Below are 21,557 nucleotides of genomic sequence, written 5' to 3' on the forward strand. Positions count from 1 at the left end.
ACATTGAATCTCTCAAAAAACCAAAAATCAAAAACTAATGCTATCTAAAAGCCCGTTGGTCGAAAAAGGAAATGTAAATAATCAAACGATAATAGACCTATTCAAAACACATGTAAAAACAAAAGAAAACAAAGTCGTTTATAGATTTCTTGAAAATGGCGAGGAAGAAACAGATATAAGAACTTTTGGACAATTGCATAGCAATGCTATGATAATAGCTTCTAGAATCCTTACACTGGTTTCACCTGGAGAGAGAGTACTCCTTCTTTATCCATCTGGATTAAATTTTACAGATGCTTTTTTTGGTTGTTTAATGGCCGGAGTTATTGCAGTTCCGGCATTTCCTCCTACCGGGAAAAGGCGAATAGGGAGATTAGAAAATATAGCCACAGATTGCGACATAAAATTAATTCTTACCGAAGAAAAAGTACATGCTAAATGTAAAAGTTGGTTTGAGCATGAGATTTTTTCTGAGGTTTTATGGTGTGTAACCGATGAACCACAAGTAACTCATAGATCTGTAGAATTACCTTCTGTAGATTCTGAAGATGTTGCTTTTTTACAATATACTTCGGGTTCTACAGGGAATCCTAAAGGGGTTATGGTTTCTCATAAAAATATTATACATAATACCGAATTGATTCGTCAATGTCTTAACCTTAAAAAAGATTTTATTGGGGTAAGTTGGTTACCGATTTATCATGATATGGGGTTGATCGGAAATATTTTAGAGGCCGTAGCAATGGGGATAGAAATGATTATTCTTCCTCCACAGGCATTTATACAAAAACCAATTAGGTGGTTTCAGATTATCTCGAAATACAAAGCAAATTATAGCGGAGGTCCCAATTTTGCTTTTGATTTATGTGTTCATCAAATTAAAGATGATGATCTAAATAATATAGATTTAAGCTCTTTATCTACAATGTATAATGGGGCTGAACCTATACGTGCTCAAACTATTAAAGATTTTTTAATCACTTTTGAAAAAATAGGAATTACCAAAGAAGCTATTTGTCCTTGCTATGGTATGGCAGAAACAACTCTTGCCGTAACCTTCAGTAAATTGAATAAAGAAACTTCCTTTTTAGAACTTGATATAAATGAATTCGAAAAAGGTAAAATCTCTTCAGGTTCCCAACAGAAATCAAGCTCGCATGAGGTAAAAGCATTAGTTGGAAATGGTCCAATGTTACAGGATATGCGAATTGTTATTGTAAATCCAAATACCAAAAGAAAATGCTTAGAAGAAGAAATAGGAGAAATATGGGTTAAAGGACCTAGTGTAGCTAAGGGATATTGGGGGAAACCAGACCTTTCTGAGGAGATGTTTCAGGCCGAAATACTAGATGAAAAAGGAGAACCTCTAGAAGGAAGTAGTCAATATCTTAGAACAGGGGATATGGGATTTATCAATAATAGTGAACTCTACGTTTCTGGAAGGTTAAAAGAAATGATGATCATCAATGGAGTGAATCATTACCCCCAGGATATCGAAAAAACAGTGCAGGAATCTCATACCGATCTACAAGTTAATGCGGGCGCTGCTTTTTCAATCACAATAGGAGGTGAAAACAAATTGGTTGTCGCACAAGAAATAAAAAGAACAAGCCTAAGAAGTTATGATGTTGATTCAATTAGAAAAACCATTGCAAAGTCTATTTTAGAAACTCACGATCTTTCTGTATTTGCTATATTATTATTAACTCCTGGCGGTGTTTCAAAAACTACTAGCGGAAAAATCCAACGATTGATTATAAAAAAAGCATATGAGTCTGATACTATGGAAAAAGTAAAAGAAACATGGATTGCTTCAGGAATCAAAGGAGATATTAAAGAAGCTAAAAGCGATAGTACTGTTTCAGAAAGCTTAGAAGCTAAAAAATCTTTAGATCCGAAGATAATTAATAGGATTATGATGATTTTGGGCGAAGAAACTGAATTTCCTTTGTATCAAATTCAACCCAACACTTCTTTCTTTGAATTAGGAATATCCTCGATACAATCAATTCGAATAGCTGGAAAAATATCTGAGTATTTTCAGATAGATATACCTTCTTCATTGCTACTAGAATACCCTTCGATTGAAGAGTGTGCAGGCTTTTTGTCGTCTGAGTTAGAAAATGCAAAAAATAAGAACCAGGCCAAAGATACCATCGCAAAAATTAAAGATAAGTTAATTAGAATCCCATTGACCTATGCACAAGAAAGTTTATGGTTGATAGACCAAACATATGGTAGTATTGATTATCACCTACATCGGGCAATTAATTTATCTGATCTTCCAGATATTTCTTGTATAGAAGAAGCTTTACGAATCTTAATTGTTAGGCATGAGGCATTTCGATCTGTAGTTAATATAGATGAAAACGGAACTTTATATCAAGAGGTTTTAGAGGATTTTTCATTTAGAGTTACCCATAAAATATTAGAGAAACATCAAAATTTAGAACAAGAGATTGAAGCAAATATCAATATTCCTTTTGATTTATCTTCAGACCTTAAGATTCGTGTTACACTATTCCAAACCGAAAAGAAAGAATATGTATTAGTATTTGTATTGCATCATATAGCTGCAGACGGATTATCTGAACCTATATTTTTCTCAGAATTCATCTCTTGTTATCAAACACTTCTGAAGGGCCAGCATCCCAATTTGGAAAAGTTACCTGTACGCTATGTGGATTATGCAGTTTGGCAACGAAACACAAATCAAGAGAAAGCATTAGAAGAGAAACTTAACTATTGGACAAAACATTTACAGAATGTTACTCAGGTTAATATTCCGTATGATTTTTCTGTAGTAGGGCAACCCAATAGAAAAGGGGCCAAAGTATCATTTGTTATAGATCATGAATTGAAAAATGATTTACTTCAATTCTCTAAATCGGAAGGCGTAACATTATATATGACCATGCTTGCTGCTTTCAAAGTTTTGCTTTATAAGTATAGCGGTCAGCCTGATATTTGTATAGGAACACCTATTGCAAATCGTACACAAGCTGAAGTTTTTAATTTGGTTGGAATGTTTGTCAATACGTTGGCATTACGAAGTGATTTAGGAGGTAATCCAGATTTTAGAGAGTTTTTACTAGAAATAAAAAATACTACCCTAAGTGCTTATTCACATCAATCTGTTCCTTTCGAAAAGATTGTAGAACGATTATCTCCTAATAGAGAATTAGGCAAAAATCCATTATTTCAGATTATGTTTGATTTTCAGGATCATTTTGATCTTGATGGGTTTCAATTGGGAGAAATAACTCTTTCTGAGCATCTGATAAAACATACCATATCTCAATTTGATTTCACACTAGAAGTACGGGATATTCCCGAAGCACTTAATTTATCAATAGAATATTCAACCTCTTTATTCAAGGAATCTACGGTAATACGTATGTTATCTCATTATGAGGAATTGTTAAAGAGTATTGTAAATAATAGTACTTCTTCTATAGATTCTTTATCGATGCTGCCAAAGCAGGAAGAGGAATTAATTTTGGGTCGAAGTATTACACCAGCAGGATTAAGTTTCAATCCGGGAGCGGTTGATCTGGGTAATGAGGCTCCGATCAATGTTCGTTTTGAATCCGTAGTAGCAACTGATCCTGATGCTGTAGCATTAGTACACAACGAAAAGATTTGGCGTTATGGAGATCTTAATTCGTATTCGAATCAGATTGCTCATAGTTTATTGTCATTACACCTTTCTGCTTCTTCTATAGTTGGGGTGTATATGGATCGTAGTGTTGAGTTTGTCGGTTGTTTATTGGGAATTTTCAAATCGGGTCATGTTTATACTCCTTTGGATACCAATAATCCCCCATCTCGTATAGGTTCGATGTTATCAGCAAATCCGTTTTCTGTACTAATTACAACAAGTTCTTTATTGTCAGAATTAGGAGAATTGAAGGATATTCTGGTTTTGGTTATTGATAAGTTACCAGTTAGACTATCGTCTGATAATCCTGTAAAGGATGTGGTTGTTTATGATAGTGATATGATTGCAGGTAAACCTACAGATAACCCTGCGAACATGAATTTAATGGATAGCTGGGCTTATATTTTATATACATCGGGGTCTACAGGTAATCCCAAGGGAGCAATTACACGTCATGATGGTGCGATGAATCATATTTTGGCAGAGTATGCTGTTATGGATTTACCAGATGGCTTCCGTTTTTTACAGAGTGCCGGTATTGGTTCTGATATTTCTGTTTGGCAGATTTTAGGTCCATTACTCAAAGGAGGAGTTAGTGTAATTGTTGATAAGTACGAGTTATTAGAGTATGGCAAGTTGTTGGATACCTTGATTCTAAGAAGAGTTACTCTTATCGAGTTTGTTCCAACCTATATGTGGGGATTATTGTCTTATATAAAAGAACAGGATGAAGCAGTTGTTTTGGAGGATCTTTCGAGTGTTATGCTTGTGGGAGAGTCTATTCCCGTTGCGATGGTTAATGACTTGAAACGTTTGTATCCCGAGGTAAGGTTGTGGAATGCCTATGGTCCTTGCGAGGCATCAGATGATGTTATCCAGTATGAGATCAACGACTTTTTAGAGGAGACTCAGGTACGGGTTCCGATTGGTCGGGTTATTCCCAATATGAACACTGTTATTTTGGATAAATCGGGAGGGTTATGTCCTATCGGTGTTATTGGAGAGATAGGTGTTAGCGGAGTAGGAGTAGGTGCAGGATATTTAGGATTACCAGATCGTACTTCTGAGAGTTTTATAGAGAACCCATTTGATGATTTATTAGGTGATGTTTTATATAAGACAGGCGACTTAGGTCGTTGGCTAGAAGATGGTAACATAGAGTTTATCGGTCGGGAGGACCACCAGGTTAAGATTCGGGGGCATCGTGTGGAGTTAGAGGATATTGCTTCTGCCTTACGTAAGGATGCTTATGTTGAGGATTGTCATGTGTTGGTTCACCGAGTTGGCAGTCAGGATTTGGTACTATGTTTTCTTGTATTGAGTTCTGAAGGTTTATCGTATGCTTCAGATTCTTCAATTACCGAAGTTTTCCATTTACTATGTAAAGAGGAGTTACCAAGTTATATGCACCCTTCTCATTATCATATTGTTGAAGAGTTTCCGTCGAATTTGAGTGATAAGGTAGATGGTAAGGCCTTATTAGAGGTTTTCTTATCAGATTATGATGATGGGGTGAGTCTTTCTCAACACGTTTATGAAGCTCCCCGTAATGGAATAGAGGAGCACCTGGTTGAGATCTGGCAGGAATTATTACACTTAGATCAAATAGGGGTTTATGATAATTTCTTTGAACTGGGTGGCCATTCATTATTAGCTACACGACTGGTGTCTATGATTCGTAAGAGACTACACATAGAAGTAGCCATAAGAGATATATTTATACATGCTCGGTTGTCTGATTTAGCAGTTCATATATCAGAACAGAAATCAGGAGTTTTATTACCGACAATTGCTTCTAAAAAGAGATCAGAACATATTCCTTTATCCTATAGCCAAGAACGTTTATGGTTTTTGGATGAATTAGAAGGTAGTATAGCATATCATATGCCAGTAGTTTTACGTTTGGAAGGAGCTTTGGATATTGATGTGTTGGAGCAATCTTTTAGAGGAATTATATCAAGACACGAGGTACTACGAACAATGATTTATTCTGAAGAAGGAGTAGGTTATCAAAAAGTGATTTCGGATGATAACTGGAGATTAGAAAAAGACATAATAGAAGATAAAAAACATATTGATGAAACGATAGCTGCTTTTATAAAAATGCCTTTCGATTTATCAAAAGATTATAAGTTTAGGGCTTGTGTATATGATTTAGGAGCAGATGGGTACTTATTAGTTGGAGTATTGCATCATATTGCCAGCGATGGTTGGTCAGAAGGAGTATTCGTAAACGAGTTTAAAGAATTATATAGTGCTTTATACAAGGGGCGCACACCAATTTTGCCAGAATTACCTTTGCAATATTCGGATTATGCTATCTGGCAACGTGATTATATAAAAGGAGAAGTTTTAGAAAATGAATTATCCTATTGGGATCAAAAGTTACAAGGAGTTACTCCTCTAACATTACCTACAGATTATGCACGCCCCTCTGTGCAAAGTACAGAAGGAGCTACAATAGATTTTCAACTTAATAAAGAGTTAGGAGATACTTTAGAAACATTGTGTCAGCAAGAAGGTGTTACCATGTTCATGATGTTATTATCAGCTTTTAAAGTTCTACTGCATAAGTATAGCAATCAAGAGGATATTTGTGTAGGTAGCCCAATAGCAAATCGTACTCAATCCGAGTTGGAAGGAATTATTGGTTTTTTTGTTAATACTTTGGCATTACGTACCGATGTAAGTGGTAATCCTGACTTTAAAGAGTTGTTACATAAAGTGAAAGAAACAACTTTAGAAGGATATGATCATCAGTTAACTCCTTTTGAGAAGGTCGTAGATAGAGTTGTGAATACTCGTGATATGAGTATTACCCCATTGTTTCAGGTATTATTTGTGCTACAGAATACTCCAGAGATTCATGGCGAAATGCTAGAAATGCAAGATGTATCTATAACTAATTATGAGTTTGGTAATACCACTTCCAAATTCGATTTAACCCTTAATGTACTAGAAAATCAAACAGGTATTTTATTAACGATGGAATACTGCACTGCGTTGTTTGATAGAACTACAATAGAGCAGATGTTGATACATTACAAGGAGTTGCTTGTTAATATTACAAAGAATATAGAAACACCTATACATGCATTATCCATTATAACAGAACAAGAGCAGGATAAATTATTGTATACTTTTAATAATGGTATCTGTAAGTATCCTAAAAATAAAACTATAGTTGACTTGTTTACCGCTCAGGCTCAAAAAACTCCTGATGCGATTGCTGTAGTTTGTGAGGGGCAGAAGCTGACTTATAAAGATTTGGACGAACAATCTAATCAATTGAGCCATTATCTAATCGAAAAAGGAGTGCAACCCGAAGAGCTAATAGGTATTTGTATGAATCGATCTTTAGATATGATAACTGGTATTTTTGGAATATTAAAAGCAGGTGGTGCTTATGTTCCTATTGATCCGGATTATCCCCAAAACAGAATCGAGTATATGATAAAAGATTCTGAGGCTAATTTAGTATTAAGTAGCTCTGATATAGCATCTGTTTTTGAAGAAATAAAAGGGGTAAATGTCGTATTTCTAGATAAAGAACGGGACTGTATCAATAACAAGTCAACTCATCCGGCAAATAGGCAGTTGAATCCTAATGGATTGGCCTATGTGATTTATACTTCTGGTAGTACAGGAAAACCCAAAGGAGTTTTAATAACCCATACTAATGTGGTGCGATTATTCGAAAACGAATCTCCTTTGTACGATTTTAATTCTGATGATGTTTGGACATTATTTCATTCGTTTTGTTTTGATTTCTCGGTATGGGAAATGTATGGGGCATTGTTTTACGGAGGGCGTTTGGTAATCGTCCCCAAAATGGTGACCAAAGACGCAATTTCTTTCAAGAAATTATTGATAGAAGAAAAAGTCACAGTTTTAAATCAGACCCCCGGAGCATTCTACGTACTTCAGGAGGAATTACTACAGGGAAATGAACAAACATCATTGAGGTATGTAATTTTTGGAGGAGAAGCTTTAAATCCTAGTTATTTATCTAAATGGAAACGTACTTATCCAGCCTGTAAATTGATAAATATGTATGGAATTACTGAAACTACCGTACATGTTACTTACAAAGAAATTGAAGAAGCAGATACATTTAGTTCAACAAGTACTATTGGAGCTGCAATTCCTACATTAAGTTGTCATATACTTGATGAACATTTAAATCTGGTACCTATTGGGGTAGTGGGTGAACTTTGTATCGGTGGTGCAGGAGTAGCTAGAGGGTACCTCAATAGAGAAGAGTTAACATCAGAACGATTTATTCCTGATCCTTTTAGTACAGAGAAAGAAGCCCGATTATATAAATCTGGTGATTTAGGAAGATGGTTACCCAATGGAACGATTGAATATATAGGTAGAAAAGATGCTCAGGTAAAGATAAGAGGATATCGAATAGAACTCGGCGAAATCGAGAATGTATTATCATTATTAGAATCTGTAAAACAATGCTGCATTCTGGCCAAAGAGGATATTAACGCAAATAGACGCTTGATTGCTTATGTTATTATTGCAGGGGATTTTGATAAACAAAAGATACAAGATGAGTTGGGACAAAAGTTACCAGACTATATGGTTCCTCAAATATGGGTGGTCTTAGATGAAATGCCATTGACAAGTAATGGTAAGATCGATAAAAAATCGTTGCCAGAACCAAATACTAGTCAATTATCTACACAAGAATATGTTGCACCACATACCCAAACAGAAAAACAGTTAGCCCAGATATGGGAAGAACTGCTAGGAATAGAAAAAGTTGGTGTATATGATAATTTCTTTGAGGTTGGGGGAGATTCTATTATTTCTATTCGATTGATTTCTAAAATCAATGAAAGTTTTAGTCGACAGACGCAACTGCAAGATCTTTTTAAACATAGTACCATCAAGAGTTTTTCAGACACTGTATTAGAGAATGACTATCAGAACGATACATTTGAAATTTTATATAAAACTGTTGAGACAGAAATATCCGAATTGAATTCTACAGTACAGAATGAAATGAAATCTTCTGATTTAATAGAAGATCTGTATCCCATGAGTGATGTTCAACAAGGAATGATCTTAGAATCTTTATTAGATCCCTCTCTTGCCATTTTTCACGACCAGATGGTGTTTCCTATCAAAGATTCTTCTTTTGATATTGATTTGTTTCGAGAAGCTATCGTATTACTGGTAAAAAAGCATTCTATATTTCGTACTAATTTTAACTTTTCTGATTACGATCAACCTATTCAGATTGTAAATAAAACTGCTCCTGTAGAAGTGTTGTTTGAAGACTTAAGCGCACTAGATAGACCAGCACAGGAAAAAACAATTGAAAACTTTCTTGAATCAGAAAGAAAAATTCCTTTTGATATTAAAGGAGGGGCTCTCTATCGTTTTAAGGTATTAACAATCGATGATTCTAATTTGTTATTTATATACCAATTTCATCATGCTATTATGGATGGGTGGAGTGTTGCTTCCTTCGTAACAGAATTGTATAGAACTTATTTTGAACTTAAAAAGAATACAAATTACATTCCTTCTACCATAGAGTGCAGTCAGCGAGAATATATAATCAGAGAGTTAGTTGCCAAAAAAGATACTGATGCCATTTCTTTTTGGAAGGAAAAATTATCAGAATATAAGTACTTAGATGTTTTTTCGGATAGTAAACAACCGACGCAGTATTTTACCAAACAGTATGATTTATCCTATCTGGAAAACGTACATACCCAATGTAAGAAGAATAGAATATCATTGAAATCCTTGTTTTTTGGAGCATATGTATATGCTTTAAAAATGTTGACTCATGAAGATGAACTAACTGTTGGTTTGGTTGGTAATAATCGTCCTCAGATTATGGATGGAGATAAAGTATTAGGGTGTTTTTTAAATACGTTACCTGTTAAATACACTGAACAATCAGAAAAAAATTGGCTGTCATATTTTGAAAACATAACAAAGATTCTTAATGAAATAAATCTATACAGCCATTTAACCTTTTTTGAGATTAAGCGTCATTTAGGATTGCAGAAAGAAGATCTTGTTTTTGATACCCTATTTAATTTTATCGATTTTCATGTGTACAATGAGATTTTTGAAAAAGATGCATCACCAGATAGTTTGATAAGAGATGAAGATGATAAAAAAGGATTAAAGGTTAAATCTTTTGAGAGAACTAATTCTAGTTTAAACCTAACCGTAAATTTAACAGGAGGTAGAGGAGTAGAATTTTCATATGAACTACATAATAGTTTTAAATCCGGAATTTCCCTGGAGCGTTTCCATGCTTTTATAAATAATGTTCTGAACTGTTTTTGCGATAAAGCTGAAGAACCAATAGATAATACAGCACTTTTATCTAACTCAGAACAACAGAAATTACTTCAAGATTTTAATGATACCCAAATAGCTTATCCAAAGGATAAAACAGCTATTGATTTGTTTAGAAAACAGGTAGAAGAAACACCAAATGGTATTGCTATTGTTTTTGAAGGAGAAACTTTGACATATAAGGAGTTAGATGATCGTTCTAATCAACTTGCAAATTATATTCTTTCAAATTATACTATTGAAAAAGAGAATTTAATAGGGATAATGTTGAACCGAAGTGATCAATTGATTATTTCGATACTAGCTATCTTGAAAACCGGATGTGCCTATGTTCCTATTGATACTAATTATCCAGAGGAACGAAAAGAATATATAAAGAAGGATAGTGAATGCGTCTTAATTGTTGATCAGGCAGTATTGCATTCTTTCAAAGAAAATCAGGATAAATATTCAGAAAATTTTTCAACCATAACTATCGAACCGGATTGTTTAGCCTATGTTATTTATACTTCGGGATCTACAGGGAAACCTAAAGGGGTTATGGTAGAACATCAAAATTTGGTTCATTTATGTTTCTGGCATAAAGATGCATATAATGTTACTTTGGAAAGTAAAAGTACATTGTTTTCGAGTATTGGTTTTGATGCTTCTGTCTGGGAAATTTACCCATACTTACTTTTTGGAGGTAGTTTATATCCTATTTCTGAAGAAGTTAGATATGATTTGGATCAGTTGCCGAAATTTTTGAATGACCATAAAATCACACATAGCTATATCCCTACTTCATTATGTCAGAGTTTTATAGATCAAGAAGTTTCATTACCACATACAACTGTTTTGACAGGTGGGGATACATTGCATTTAAATAAACCAACAGATATTACTCTTTATAATAATTATGGCCCTACAGAAGCCACAGTAGTAGCAACTTATTATAAAGTAGCTGATATCCAGGGTAATCAAAGAATTCCAATCGGAGTTCCGATTTCCAATACCGAGATTTATATTTTAAATTCTGTTTATGATCTATTACCTATAGGTGTAGTTGGAGAGCTATGTATTAGTGGTTCAGGTTTGGCTCGTGGCTATTTGAATCGAGAGGAATTAACAGAAGAGAAATTTATTGCTCATCCATTTAAATCGGGAGAGCGTTTATATAAGACAGGAGATTTGGCTCGCTGGTTATCAGATGGTACTATAGAGTTTATAGGTCGTAAGGATACTCAGGTCAAGATCCGTGGCTATCGTATAGAATTAGGCGAGATCGAGAGTGTGTTATCTGGTATTGATACTGTTCAGAGTTGTTGTGTATTAGCTCTTGATGATGATAATGGGGGTAAACGTTTAGTAGGTTATGTTGTTGTAGAGGGAGAGTTAGTGAAGGAAGAACTGCAACAGGATTTACAAGCGATGTTACCAGAGTATATGGTTCCCCGGTTATGGGTTGATTTGGAATCGATGCCATTGACCAGCAATGGTAAGATTGACAAGAAGAATTTACCGGGTATAGATACGTCACAGTTATCAGTACAGGAGTATGTTGCTCCACGTACAGAGGTTGAAGAACAATTGGTAGTTGTTTGGCAGGAGTTATTAGGAGTTGATAAGATTGGTGTGTTTGATAATTTCTTTGAGTTGGGAGGACATTCATTATTAGCAACACGATTGGTTGCTATGATCCGCAAGGAGTTATCTGTCGAGATTGCTATTCGTGATATATTTGCATATCCTACGATATCTGGTTTAGGGCTTCATTTATCAGAGGTATCAGAAAGGACTGTTTTACCTACGATTATCTCACAGGATAAGCCAGAACGTATTCCATTATCATTTAGTCAGGAGCGACTGTGGTTTATCGATAAGTTAGAAGGTAGTATTGCCTATCATATTCCAGCGGTTTTACGTTTAGAAGGGCAATTAGATATAGTTATTTTAGAGGCTTCTTTACGAAGTATTATTTCACGTCATGAGGTATTACGTACTGTACTTTATTCTGAGGATGGAGTAGGATATCAAAAAGTGATTGCATCAGATGATTGGGTATTAACTAGAGAGATAATCGGAGATAAGACAATTATAGATGATAAGATCGCTGCATTTATAGCGCTTCCTTTTGATCTGTCATCGGATTATATGTTTAGGGCTTGTGTATATGATTTGGGAGGTTCGACTTATGTACTTGCAGGAGTTTTTCATCATATTGCTAGTGATGGTTGGTCTCAAAGTATTTTGATACGCGAATTTCTGGAGACTTATAAAGCTCTTCAGGAAGGAGGTTCGACAACCTTATCAGAATTGCCTTTACAATATTCAGATTATTCGATTTGGCAACGCAAGTTTATCGAAGGCGATATTTTAGAAGATCAATTATCGTATTGGGAGGATAAACTGGGAGGGGTTACTCCTTTATCATTACCTACGGATTATGCACGACCTTCGATGCAGAGTTATGAAGGGAGTAGTGTTTCACTTACGTTGAATGCTGATTTGAGTAGCATGCTATCAGAGCTTTGTACAGATGAGGGAGCTACCTTATATATGGTTTTGTTATCCACTTTCAAGGTGTTGTTATCCCGTTATAGTGGTCAGGAAGATATTTGTGTAGGTAGTCCTATCGCTAATCGTACTCAATCTGAGTTAGAAGATATGATTGGTTTCTTTGTTAATACACTGGCACTTCGCAGTGATTTGGGAGGGAATCCTAGTTTTAAGGAAGTTTTAGGGAGCGTAAAAGAAACAACATTAGATGCGTATGATCATCAATTAGCTCCTTTCGAAAAGGTAGTAGACCGAGTCATAGCTACTCGTGACATGAGTATGAGTCCTTTGTTTCAGGTGATGTTTACATTACAAAATACACCCGAGGTAAGAGATTCTGACTTGGATAATATAAGAACTTCTCCCTATAATCTTGAAGAAACAACTTCTCAATTTGATTTGACTTTGAATGCTGTAGAAGAGCAGGGAGGTATTTCATTAAGCATGACATATTGCACAGCTTTGCTTGATAAAGATACAGTTGCTCGTATGTTAGTTCATTATAAAGAGTTACTGAATAGTATTGTGAAAGATATTACGCTACCTATCCATTCGTTGTCTATGGTAACAGATCAGGAAAGAGAAGAATTGCTATATAAATTTAATGATACTGTAGTAGCATACCCACAAGATAAGAGCATTATTGATTTGTTTAAGCAGCAAGTTGAAAAAACTCCAGATGCTATTGCTATAATTTTTGAAAACGATAAACTTAGCTTTAAAGAATTAGATGATCGTTCTAATCAATTGGCACATTATCTTGTCAGTCAGAATGTTAAATCAGAAGAATTGGTAGGAATCTGTTTAGATCGTTCTTTAGAAATGATCATAGGTATTTTAGGAATATTAAAATCAGGAGCAGCATATGTACCTATCGACCCAGAATATCCATCAGAGCGTATCGATTATATATTAGAAGATGCTACTATTAAAATCTTGTTGAGTAGTATCGACAGGAAGACCCTCTTCGAGAAAACAGATACTTTACAGGTTATTTCATTAGATGAAGATTGGGGTATTATAAGTAATGAATCTAATAATAATATAAATAAGTTATCTGGTTCGGAATGTTTAGCATATGTAATTTATACTTCTGGTAGTACAGGAAAACCTAAAGGAGTGATGAATGAACATAGAGGAGTTGTTAATAGATTATTATGGACTCAATCTCATTATAATCTTGATGCAAGGGATTCTATTCTGCAAAAAACATCATTCTGTTTTGATGTATCGGTATGGGAGCTGTTCTGGCCTATTATAAGTGGAGCTAAATTAGTTTTTGCAAAGCCGGAAGGGCATAAGGATGCACGTTACTTAAGGACTTTGATAGAATCACATAACATTACTACAATTCACTTTGTGCCATCTATGTTGCGAGCCTTTTTAAGCGAGATAAATTTGGGAGATTGTAGTTGTCTACAACGTGTTTTATGTAGTGGAGAAGCTTTACTGGTGGATCATGCAATGTTGTTTAGAGAGAAATTTAATAATGTTAGATTGGATAATCTATACGGACCAACAGAAGCAGCGATTGATGTAAGTTTCTGGGAGGTTCCGGCGGAAGGAGATTTGTCAAGAGTTCCAATAGGGAAACCAGTTGCTAATACAAACCTTTATATTCTTGATAAAGAAGATCAGGTATTACCAATAGGAGTGGTAGGAGAGTTATGTATTGGAGGAATTCAGGTCGCAAGAGGATATTTGAACCGGAAAGAATTAACAGAAGAAAGATTTGTAGCAGATCCATTTATCGTAGAAGACCGTATGTATAAGACAGGAGATTTGGCCCGTTGGTTATCAGATGGTACTATAGAATATATAGGAAGGAAAGATGATCAGGTCAAAATTAGAGGATACCGTATAGAATTGGGTGAGATAGAAAATGTGCTATCTACAATTGAAGGCATTCATAGTTGCTGTGTTTTGGCCAAAGAAGATGGCAGTGGAGGTAAACGCCTGGTAGGTTATGTAGTAGGTGATTTTGATAAGGAAAAAGTTCAAAAAGAATTACGCTCAAGATTACCAGAATATATGGTTCCTCTGTTATGGGTCGAATTAGAAGAAATGCCATTAACCAGCAATGGTAAGTTAAATAAGAAGATACTTCCTGATCCAGATACATCGCAATTATCATCACAAGAATATGTAGCTCCTCGTAATGAGTTGGAAACACAACTGGTATTAATCTGGCAAGAATTGCTTGGTATTGATAAAGTTGGAGTGTATGATAATTTCTTTGAGCTGGGTGGACATTCTTTATTAATAGTTCAGTTAATTTCGAAACTACATGATCAAAACCTCCACATAGAGGTGAAAGATATTTTTGCAAACCCCACAATAGAAGCATTAGCATTAAGGTTAGGTACAGTTACTTCTCACTATGAAGTTCCGCCCAATGGTATTACAATAGATAGTAATAAGATTACTCCGGATATGGTTCCATTACTCGATTTTAGTCAGGAAGAGCTAGATATCGTTGTGAATCATATTGAAGGAGGTGTTTCTAATATCCAGGATGTATATCCCCTTTCTCCATTACAAGAAGGGATGTACTTTCATCATTTATTGAGTGATCGCACTAGTGGAGATCCTTATGTTTTGATTACCGGAATTTCTTTTGATCATCCCGATAAGCGTTCAGAATTTATAGAAGCATTCCGCTATGTGGTTACTCGTCATGATGTACTTCGCACTTGCATTATAAATGAAGGATTACCAAATGCCGTTCAGGTGGTTTTACGTGATGTGAAACTTAAGGTGTCAGAATTACCTTTTTCTTCATCACAAAATGTGAAAGATGAATTAGAATCGATGATGGCTTCGGGTAAGCATTGGATAGATTTGTCAAAAGCTCCTTTATTAAACTTAGAGACAGCAGATGATCCTATCACAGATAATTATTACTTAATAATGAAGTATCACCATACTGTGATAGATCATGTTGGTTTAGAGAAGATCGTAGGAGAGATTGAAGTTTGTTTGTCTGGCGATAAGTCAAGTCTTTCAACTCCTGTTTTATATCGTGATTTTATTGGGCATGTGCTATATCAACAGTCTGTCAATGATAGCGAGTCGTATTTCCGTTCACGTTTAGGAAGTATCACAGAGCCTACTTTTCCTTTTGGCTTGTCTGATACGTTGGGAGATGGTAGTGGTATCGAAGAATCTCGTTATGTATTGCCCAGGGATTTATCGAATCAGCTTCGATCATTATCCCGTAGTTTAGGGATGACTCCCGCAGTTCTTTTTCATGCAGCCTGGGGGTTAGTTATAGGTAGATGTAGTAGTAAGGATTATGCAATTTTCGGATCATTATTTTCTGGTCGATTACAAGGCACATTAGAGGCGGGGCAATCTTTAGGATTGTTTATCAATACGCTTCCTGTAGTTCTGGATTTATCAGATAATGTACGAGATTATGTAGCAAAAGTAAAGATGGAGTTAGAAGGTTTATTACCTTATGAGCAGACTCCGTTATCACGTATTCAGAACTGGAGTGGTGTTTCTAATGATACTCCATTATTTAGTGCCTTATTAAATTATCGTCATTCTTCTCCTGCTCCTGATCATCCAGATACAGATTTAGAGATGCGTTTATTAGGAGAGAAAGAACGAACTAATTATCCTTTTGAAGTAAGTGTAGATGATTTGGGAGAGGATTTTAGTTTAACTGCTTTTGTAGATGGTGACATTACGCCTGTACGTGTTATTAAGTATATGGAAATGGCCTTACAGGAACTTATAAAAGGCCTTGTGAGCGAGAATGTTATTGGGGTTAGTAGCTTGAGTATTTTACCAGATACAGAATTAGAGTTACTCAATAGTTTTAATACTACCGAAGTATCCTATCCTTTGGACCAAACAGTAGTTGATTTGTTTTCTACTCAGGTCTCTTCTACTCCATTAGCTATAGCTTTATCGTATAAAGGTTTAGAATTGACCTATCAGGAGTTGGATGACCGATCTAACCAATTGGCTCATTATTTACAAGAAAAAGGAGTTGAGAATGGTGAGCTGGTAGGTATCTGTATCACCCGTTCTTTTGAGATGGTTATAGGTATTTTGGCTATTCTAAAATCCGGAGGAGCGTATGTTCCTATTAAACCTGATTTTCCAACCTCACGTATTTCTCATATTGTAGAGGATACGAATTGCAATTTGATTTTAACCGATTGTTCGAGTTTATCATCTTTGGATCTATTGGATGTTACCAAAGTTATAATGGATGGGGATGCTCCGGAATATGTAGAGTATCCTACCGCTTCTCCAGATATTACTACAATTCCTGATGCTTTAAGTTATGTAATTTACACATCTGGCAGTACAGGAGTTCCCAAAGGTGCTATGATCGAGCATCGTGGGTTGTTAAACCACCTGTTGCTAATGATAGATGAGTTGGAGATGGACTTGAGTAGTGTTGTTGCTTTTACAGCACCTTTTACCTTTGATATTTCAGTATGGCAAATATTGAGTGCTTTATTATGTGGTGGTCGTGTTGCTATTTATAATGAAGATACGATTTTAGATCCACAGTTTTTAGAGAAGTCTTTATCAGAAGATGAGGTTTCGATACTTCAATTGGTTCCTTCGTATGTTTCAGAATTATTAGATATTGAAACACCTAAAGGCCTGAATAGATTGAAATATTTTTTAGTTACGGGAGAGGCCGTTTCTAGAGGGGTGTTACAAAAATGGTTTTCTCAATACCCTAATATTCCTGTTGTTAATGCTTATGGTCCTGCAGAGGCAGCAGATGATGTAACCCTACATAAAATGTATGAAGTGCCAGATGGTTCGATGATTTCTATCGGTAAACCAGTAGCCAATATGCAGATTCATATTCTAGATGCTGTTTTGAATCTGTGCCCGATAGGAGTAATAGGAGAAATTTGTGTTAGTGGAGTAGGAGTTGGGAGAGGGTACATCAATGATGCAATAAAGACCGCGAGTAGTTTTATCTCAGATCCATTTGTAGAGGGCGGTCGTATGTATCGTACAGGAGATCTGGGTCGTTGGTTAGAAGATGGTACCATTGAGTTCGTTGGTCGAGCAGATGATCAGGTAAAGATCAGGGGGTATCGTATAGAGTTAGGAGAAATAGAAAATGCATTATCAGGGATAGAAGGAATTACTCAGTGTTGTGTTTTAGCTCCCGATGATCATAACGGCAATAAACGTTTAGTAGGTTATGTTGTTAGTTTGAGAGCTTTTGATAAGGCTTTGGTTCAAGATTCTTTGTCATCACAGTTACCTCCTTATATGGTTCCTCAATTATGGGTTGAATTAGAGGAGATGCCATTAACAGGTAATGGTAAAATAGATAAAAAATCGTTGCCCTTGTTGGATACTTCTGCCTTGTCAGGCGAATCTTATGTAGCCCCCAGAACAGATATGGAAGAACAATTGGCTTTGATCTGGCAGGACCTACTTGGTATGGATAAAGTTGGGGTGTACGATAACTTCTTTGAGTTAGGCGGTCATTCACTATTGGCTACCCGATTGGTATCCAAACTTCGAAAGGAGATGAGTATTGAAGTTTCTATTAGAGATATATTTATACATGGTCGATTAGAAGATTTGGGAGTTCATTTGCTATCTCGTCGTTCTGGAGTTGTATTACCAGCCTTAGAGATTCAGCAACGCCCGGATCGTATTCCATTATCGTTTAGCCAGGAGCGTCTATGGTTTTTAGATCAATTAGAAGGTAGTGCTGCTTATCATATTCCGATAGTTTTATGGGTAGAGGGTAGTTTGGATATTGACATATTGGAGACTTGCTTTAGAATTATTGTATCTCGTCATGAGGTGTTGCGAACGATGATCCATTCTGAGGACGGTATAGGTTATCAGGAAGTGATTGAGTCAGATAATTGGAAGTTAGATCGGGTTACAGATCAATCAGATGCTTCCCTAGAAACTTCTTTAATGTCTTATTTGAATATTCCTTTTGATTTAGCAAAAGATTATAAGTTTAGGGCTTGTATATATGAATTAGAGTCTGATCGTTATGTTTTGGCTGGAGTTTTTCATCATATTGCCAGCGATGCATGGTCAGAGGATATATTGGTAAAGGAGTTTGCAGAGTTGTATGAAGCATATCAAAAGAATCGTGAGGTAACCTTACCAGAATTATCGTTACAATATTCGGATTATGCGATTTGGCAACGTAACTATGTAGAAGGCGAAATATTAGAGCGCCAATTATCATATTGGCAGGATAAATTACAGGGAGTTGCTCCTTTAGCACTGCCAACAGATTATGTTCGCCCGTCAGTTCAGGATTATAAAGGTTCTTGTATTACCTTGAATTTGAATCCGGATTTAAGCTCAGCAATTGAATCATTATGTAAGCAAGAAGGAGTTACCCTGTTTATGATGTTGTTGTCTGCTTTCAAAGTTTTATTATATAAGTATAGTGGCCAATCTGATATTTGTGTGGGAACTTCAATAGCAAACAGAACCCAGTCAGAGTTAGAAGGTATGATTGGATTTTTTGTCAATACACTGGCATTACGGAGTGATTTAGGAGATAATCCCGATTTCAAAGAATTTTTATCACAAGTAAAAGATACGACTTTACATGCTTATGATCATCAATTAACTCCATTTGAGAAAGTAGTAGATCGAGTTGTTGATAAAAGAGATATGAGTATCAATCCATTGTTTCAGGTAATGTTTGATATGCAAAACACTACTAATGAAACTTTGGCATTAGAAGGAATAACACTTTCACCATATGAGCATGAGGCAAGTACATCACAATTCGATTTAAACTTAGTAGCCGAAGAGAAAGAATCGGGTATTTTATTACGACTAGAATATTTTACCTCTTTATTCAAGGAATCTACGGTAATACGTATGTTATCTCATTATGAGGAATTGTTAAAGAGTATTGTAAATAATAGTATTTCTTCTATAGATTCTTTATCGATGCTGCCAAAGCAGGAAGAGGAATTAATTTTGGGTCGAAGTATTACACCAGCAGGATTAAGTTTCAATCCGGGAGCGGTTGATCTGGGTAATGAGGCTCCGATCAATGTTCGTTTTGAATCCGTAGTAGCAACTGATCCTGATGCTGTAGCATTAGTACACAACGAAAAGATTTGGCGTTATGGAGATCTTAATTCGTATTCGAATCAGATTGCTCATAGTTTATTGTCATTACACCTTTCTGCTTCTTCTATAGTTGGGGTGTATATGGATCGTAGTGTTGAGTTTGTCGGTTGTTTATTGGGAATTTTCAAATCGGGTCATGTTTATACTCCTTTGGATACCAATAATCCCCCATCTCGTATAGGTTCGATGTTATCAGCAAATCCGTTTTCTGTACTAATTACAACAAGTTCTTTATTGTCAGAATTAGGAGAATTGAAGGATATTCTGGTTTTGGTTATTGATAAGTTACCAGTTAGACTATCGTCTGATAATCCTGTAAAGGATGTGGTTGTTTATGATAGTGATATGATTGCAGGTAAACCTACAGATAACCCTGCGAACATGAATTTAATGGATAGCTGGGCTTATATTTTATATACATCGGGGTCTACAGGTAATCCCAAGGGAGCAATTACACGTCATGATGGTGCGATGAATCATATTTTGGCAGAGTATGCTGTTATGGATTTACCAGATGGCTTCCGTTTTTTACAGAGTGCCGGTATTGGTTCTGATATTTCTGTTTGGCAGATTTTAGGTCCATTACTCAAAGGAGGAGTTAGTGTAATTGTTGATAAGTACGAGTTATTAGAGTATGGCAAGTTGTTGGATACCTTGATTCTAAGAAGAGTTACTCTTATCGAGTTTGTTCCAACCTATATGTGGGGATTATTGTCTTATATAAAAGAACAGGATGAAGCAGTTGTTTTGGAGGATCTTTCGAGTGTTATGCTTGTGGGAGAGTCTATTCCCGTTGCGATGGTTAATGACTTGAAACGTTTGTATCCCGAGGTAAGGTTGTGGAATGCCTATGGTCCTTGCGAGGCATCAGATGATGTTATCCAGTATGAGATCAACGACTTTTTAGAGGAGACTCAGGTACGGGTTCCGATTGGTCGGGTTATTCCCAATATGAACACTGTTATTTTGGATAAATCGGGAGGGTTATGTCCTATCGGTGTTATTGGAGAGATAGGTGTTAGCGGAGTAGGAGTAGGTGCAGGATATTTAGGATTACCAGATCGTACTTCTGAGAGTTTTATAGAGAACCCATTTGATGATTTATTAGGTGATGTTTTATATAAGACAGGCGACTTAGGTCGTTGGCTTGAGGATGGTAATATAGAGTTTATCGGTCGAGAGGACCACCAGGTTAAGATTCGAGGGCATCGTGTGGAGTTAGAAGATATTGCTTCTGCCTTACGTAAGGATGCTTATGTTGAGGATTGTCATGTGTTGGTTCACCGAGTTGGCAGTCAGGATTTGGTACTATGTTTTCTTGTATTGAGTTCTGAAGGTTTATCGTATGCTTCAGACTCTTCAATTACCGAAGTTTTCCATTTACTATGTAAAGAGGAGTTACCAAGTTATATGCACCCTTCTCATTATCATATTGTTGAAGAGTTTCCGTCGAATTTGAGTGATAAAGTAGATGGTAAGGCCTTATTAGAGGTTTTCTTATCAGGTTACGATGATGGGGTGAGTCTTTCTCAACACGTTTATGAAGCTCCCCGTAATGGAATAGAGGAGCACCTGGTTGAGATCTGGCAGGAATTATTACACTTAGATCAAATAGGGGTTTATGATAATTTCTTTGAGCTGGGTGGTCATTCATTATTAGCTACACGACTGGTGTCTATGATTCGCAAGCGACTACACATAGAAGTAGCCATAAAAGACATATTCGAATTTAATACCATAGACGAATTAGCATCACATATAGAATTTATTAACCTGGATCTGGATGAAGATCAAAACGAGGATACAGAACAATATAATGTAACCATAGAAATATAATTCTACTTTGTCATCTTACAAATGACTTGCTAGAAATGCGTTAGGGATAGCAGTGTAAAGCCCGGAATCC

The 21,557-nt window shown here is 35.8% G+C and carries 1 protein-coding gene; it reads left to right on the forward strand.

Annotated features, from left to right (window positions below; all coding sequences use genetic code 11):
• Positions 1 to 37 precede the first annotated feature (37 nt).
• Positions 38 to 21,487, forward strand: a complete 21,450-nt coding sequence (locus tag NNL09_RS11515) for a non-ribosomal peptide synthase/polyketide synthase (protein ID WP_254514244.1) — start codon at positions 38 to 40, stop codon at positions 21,485 to 21,487.
• Positions 21,488 to 21,557 lie beyond the last annotated feature (70 nt).

This window comes from Aquimarina sp. EL_43 (assembly GCF_943422735.1).
Taxonomy (GTDB): domain Bacteria; phylum Bacteroidota; class Bacteroidia; order Flavobacteriales; family Flavobacteriaceae; genus Aquimarina; species Aquimarina megaterium.

Coding starts and splice junctions, on each gene's coding strand:
- NNL09_RS11515 (WP_254514244.1), top strand. CDS start 38: ATGCTATCTAAAAGCCCGTTGGTCGAAAAAGGAAATGTAAATAATCAA.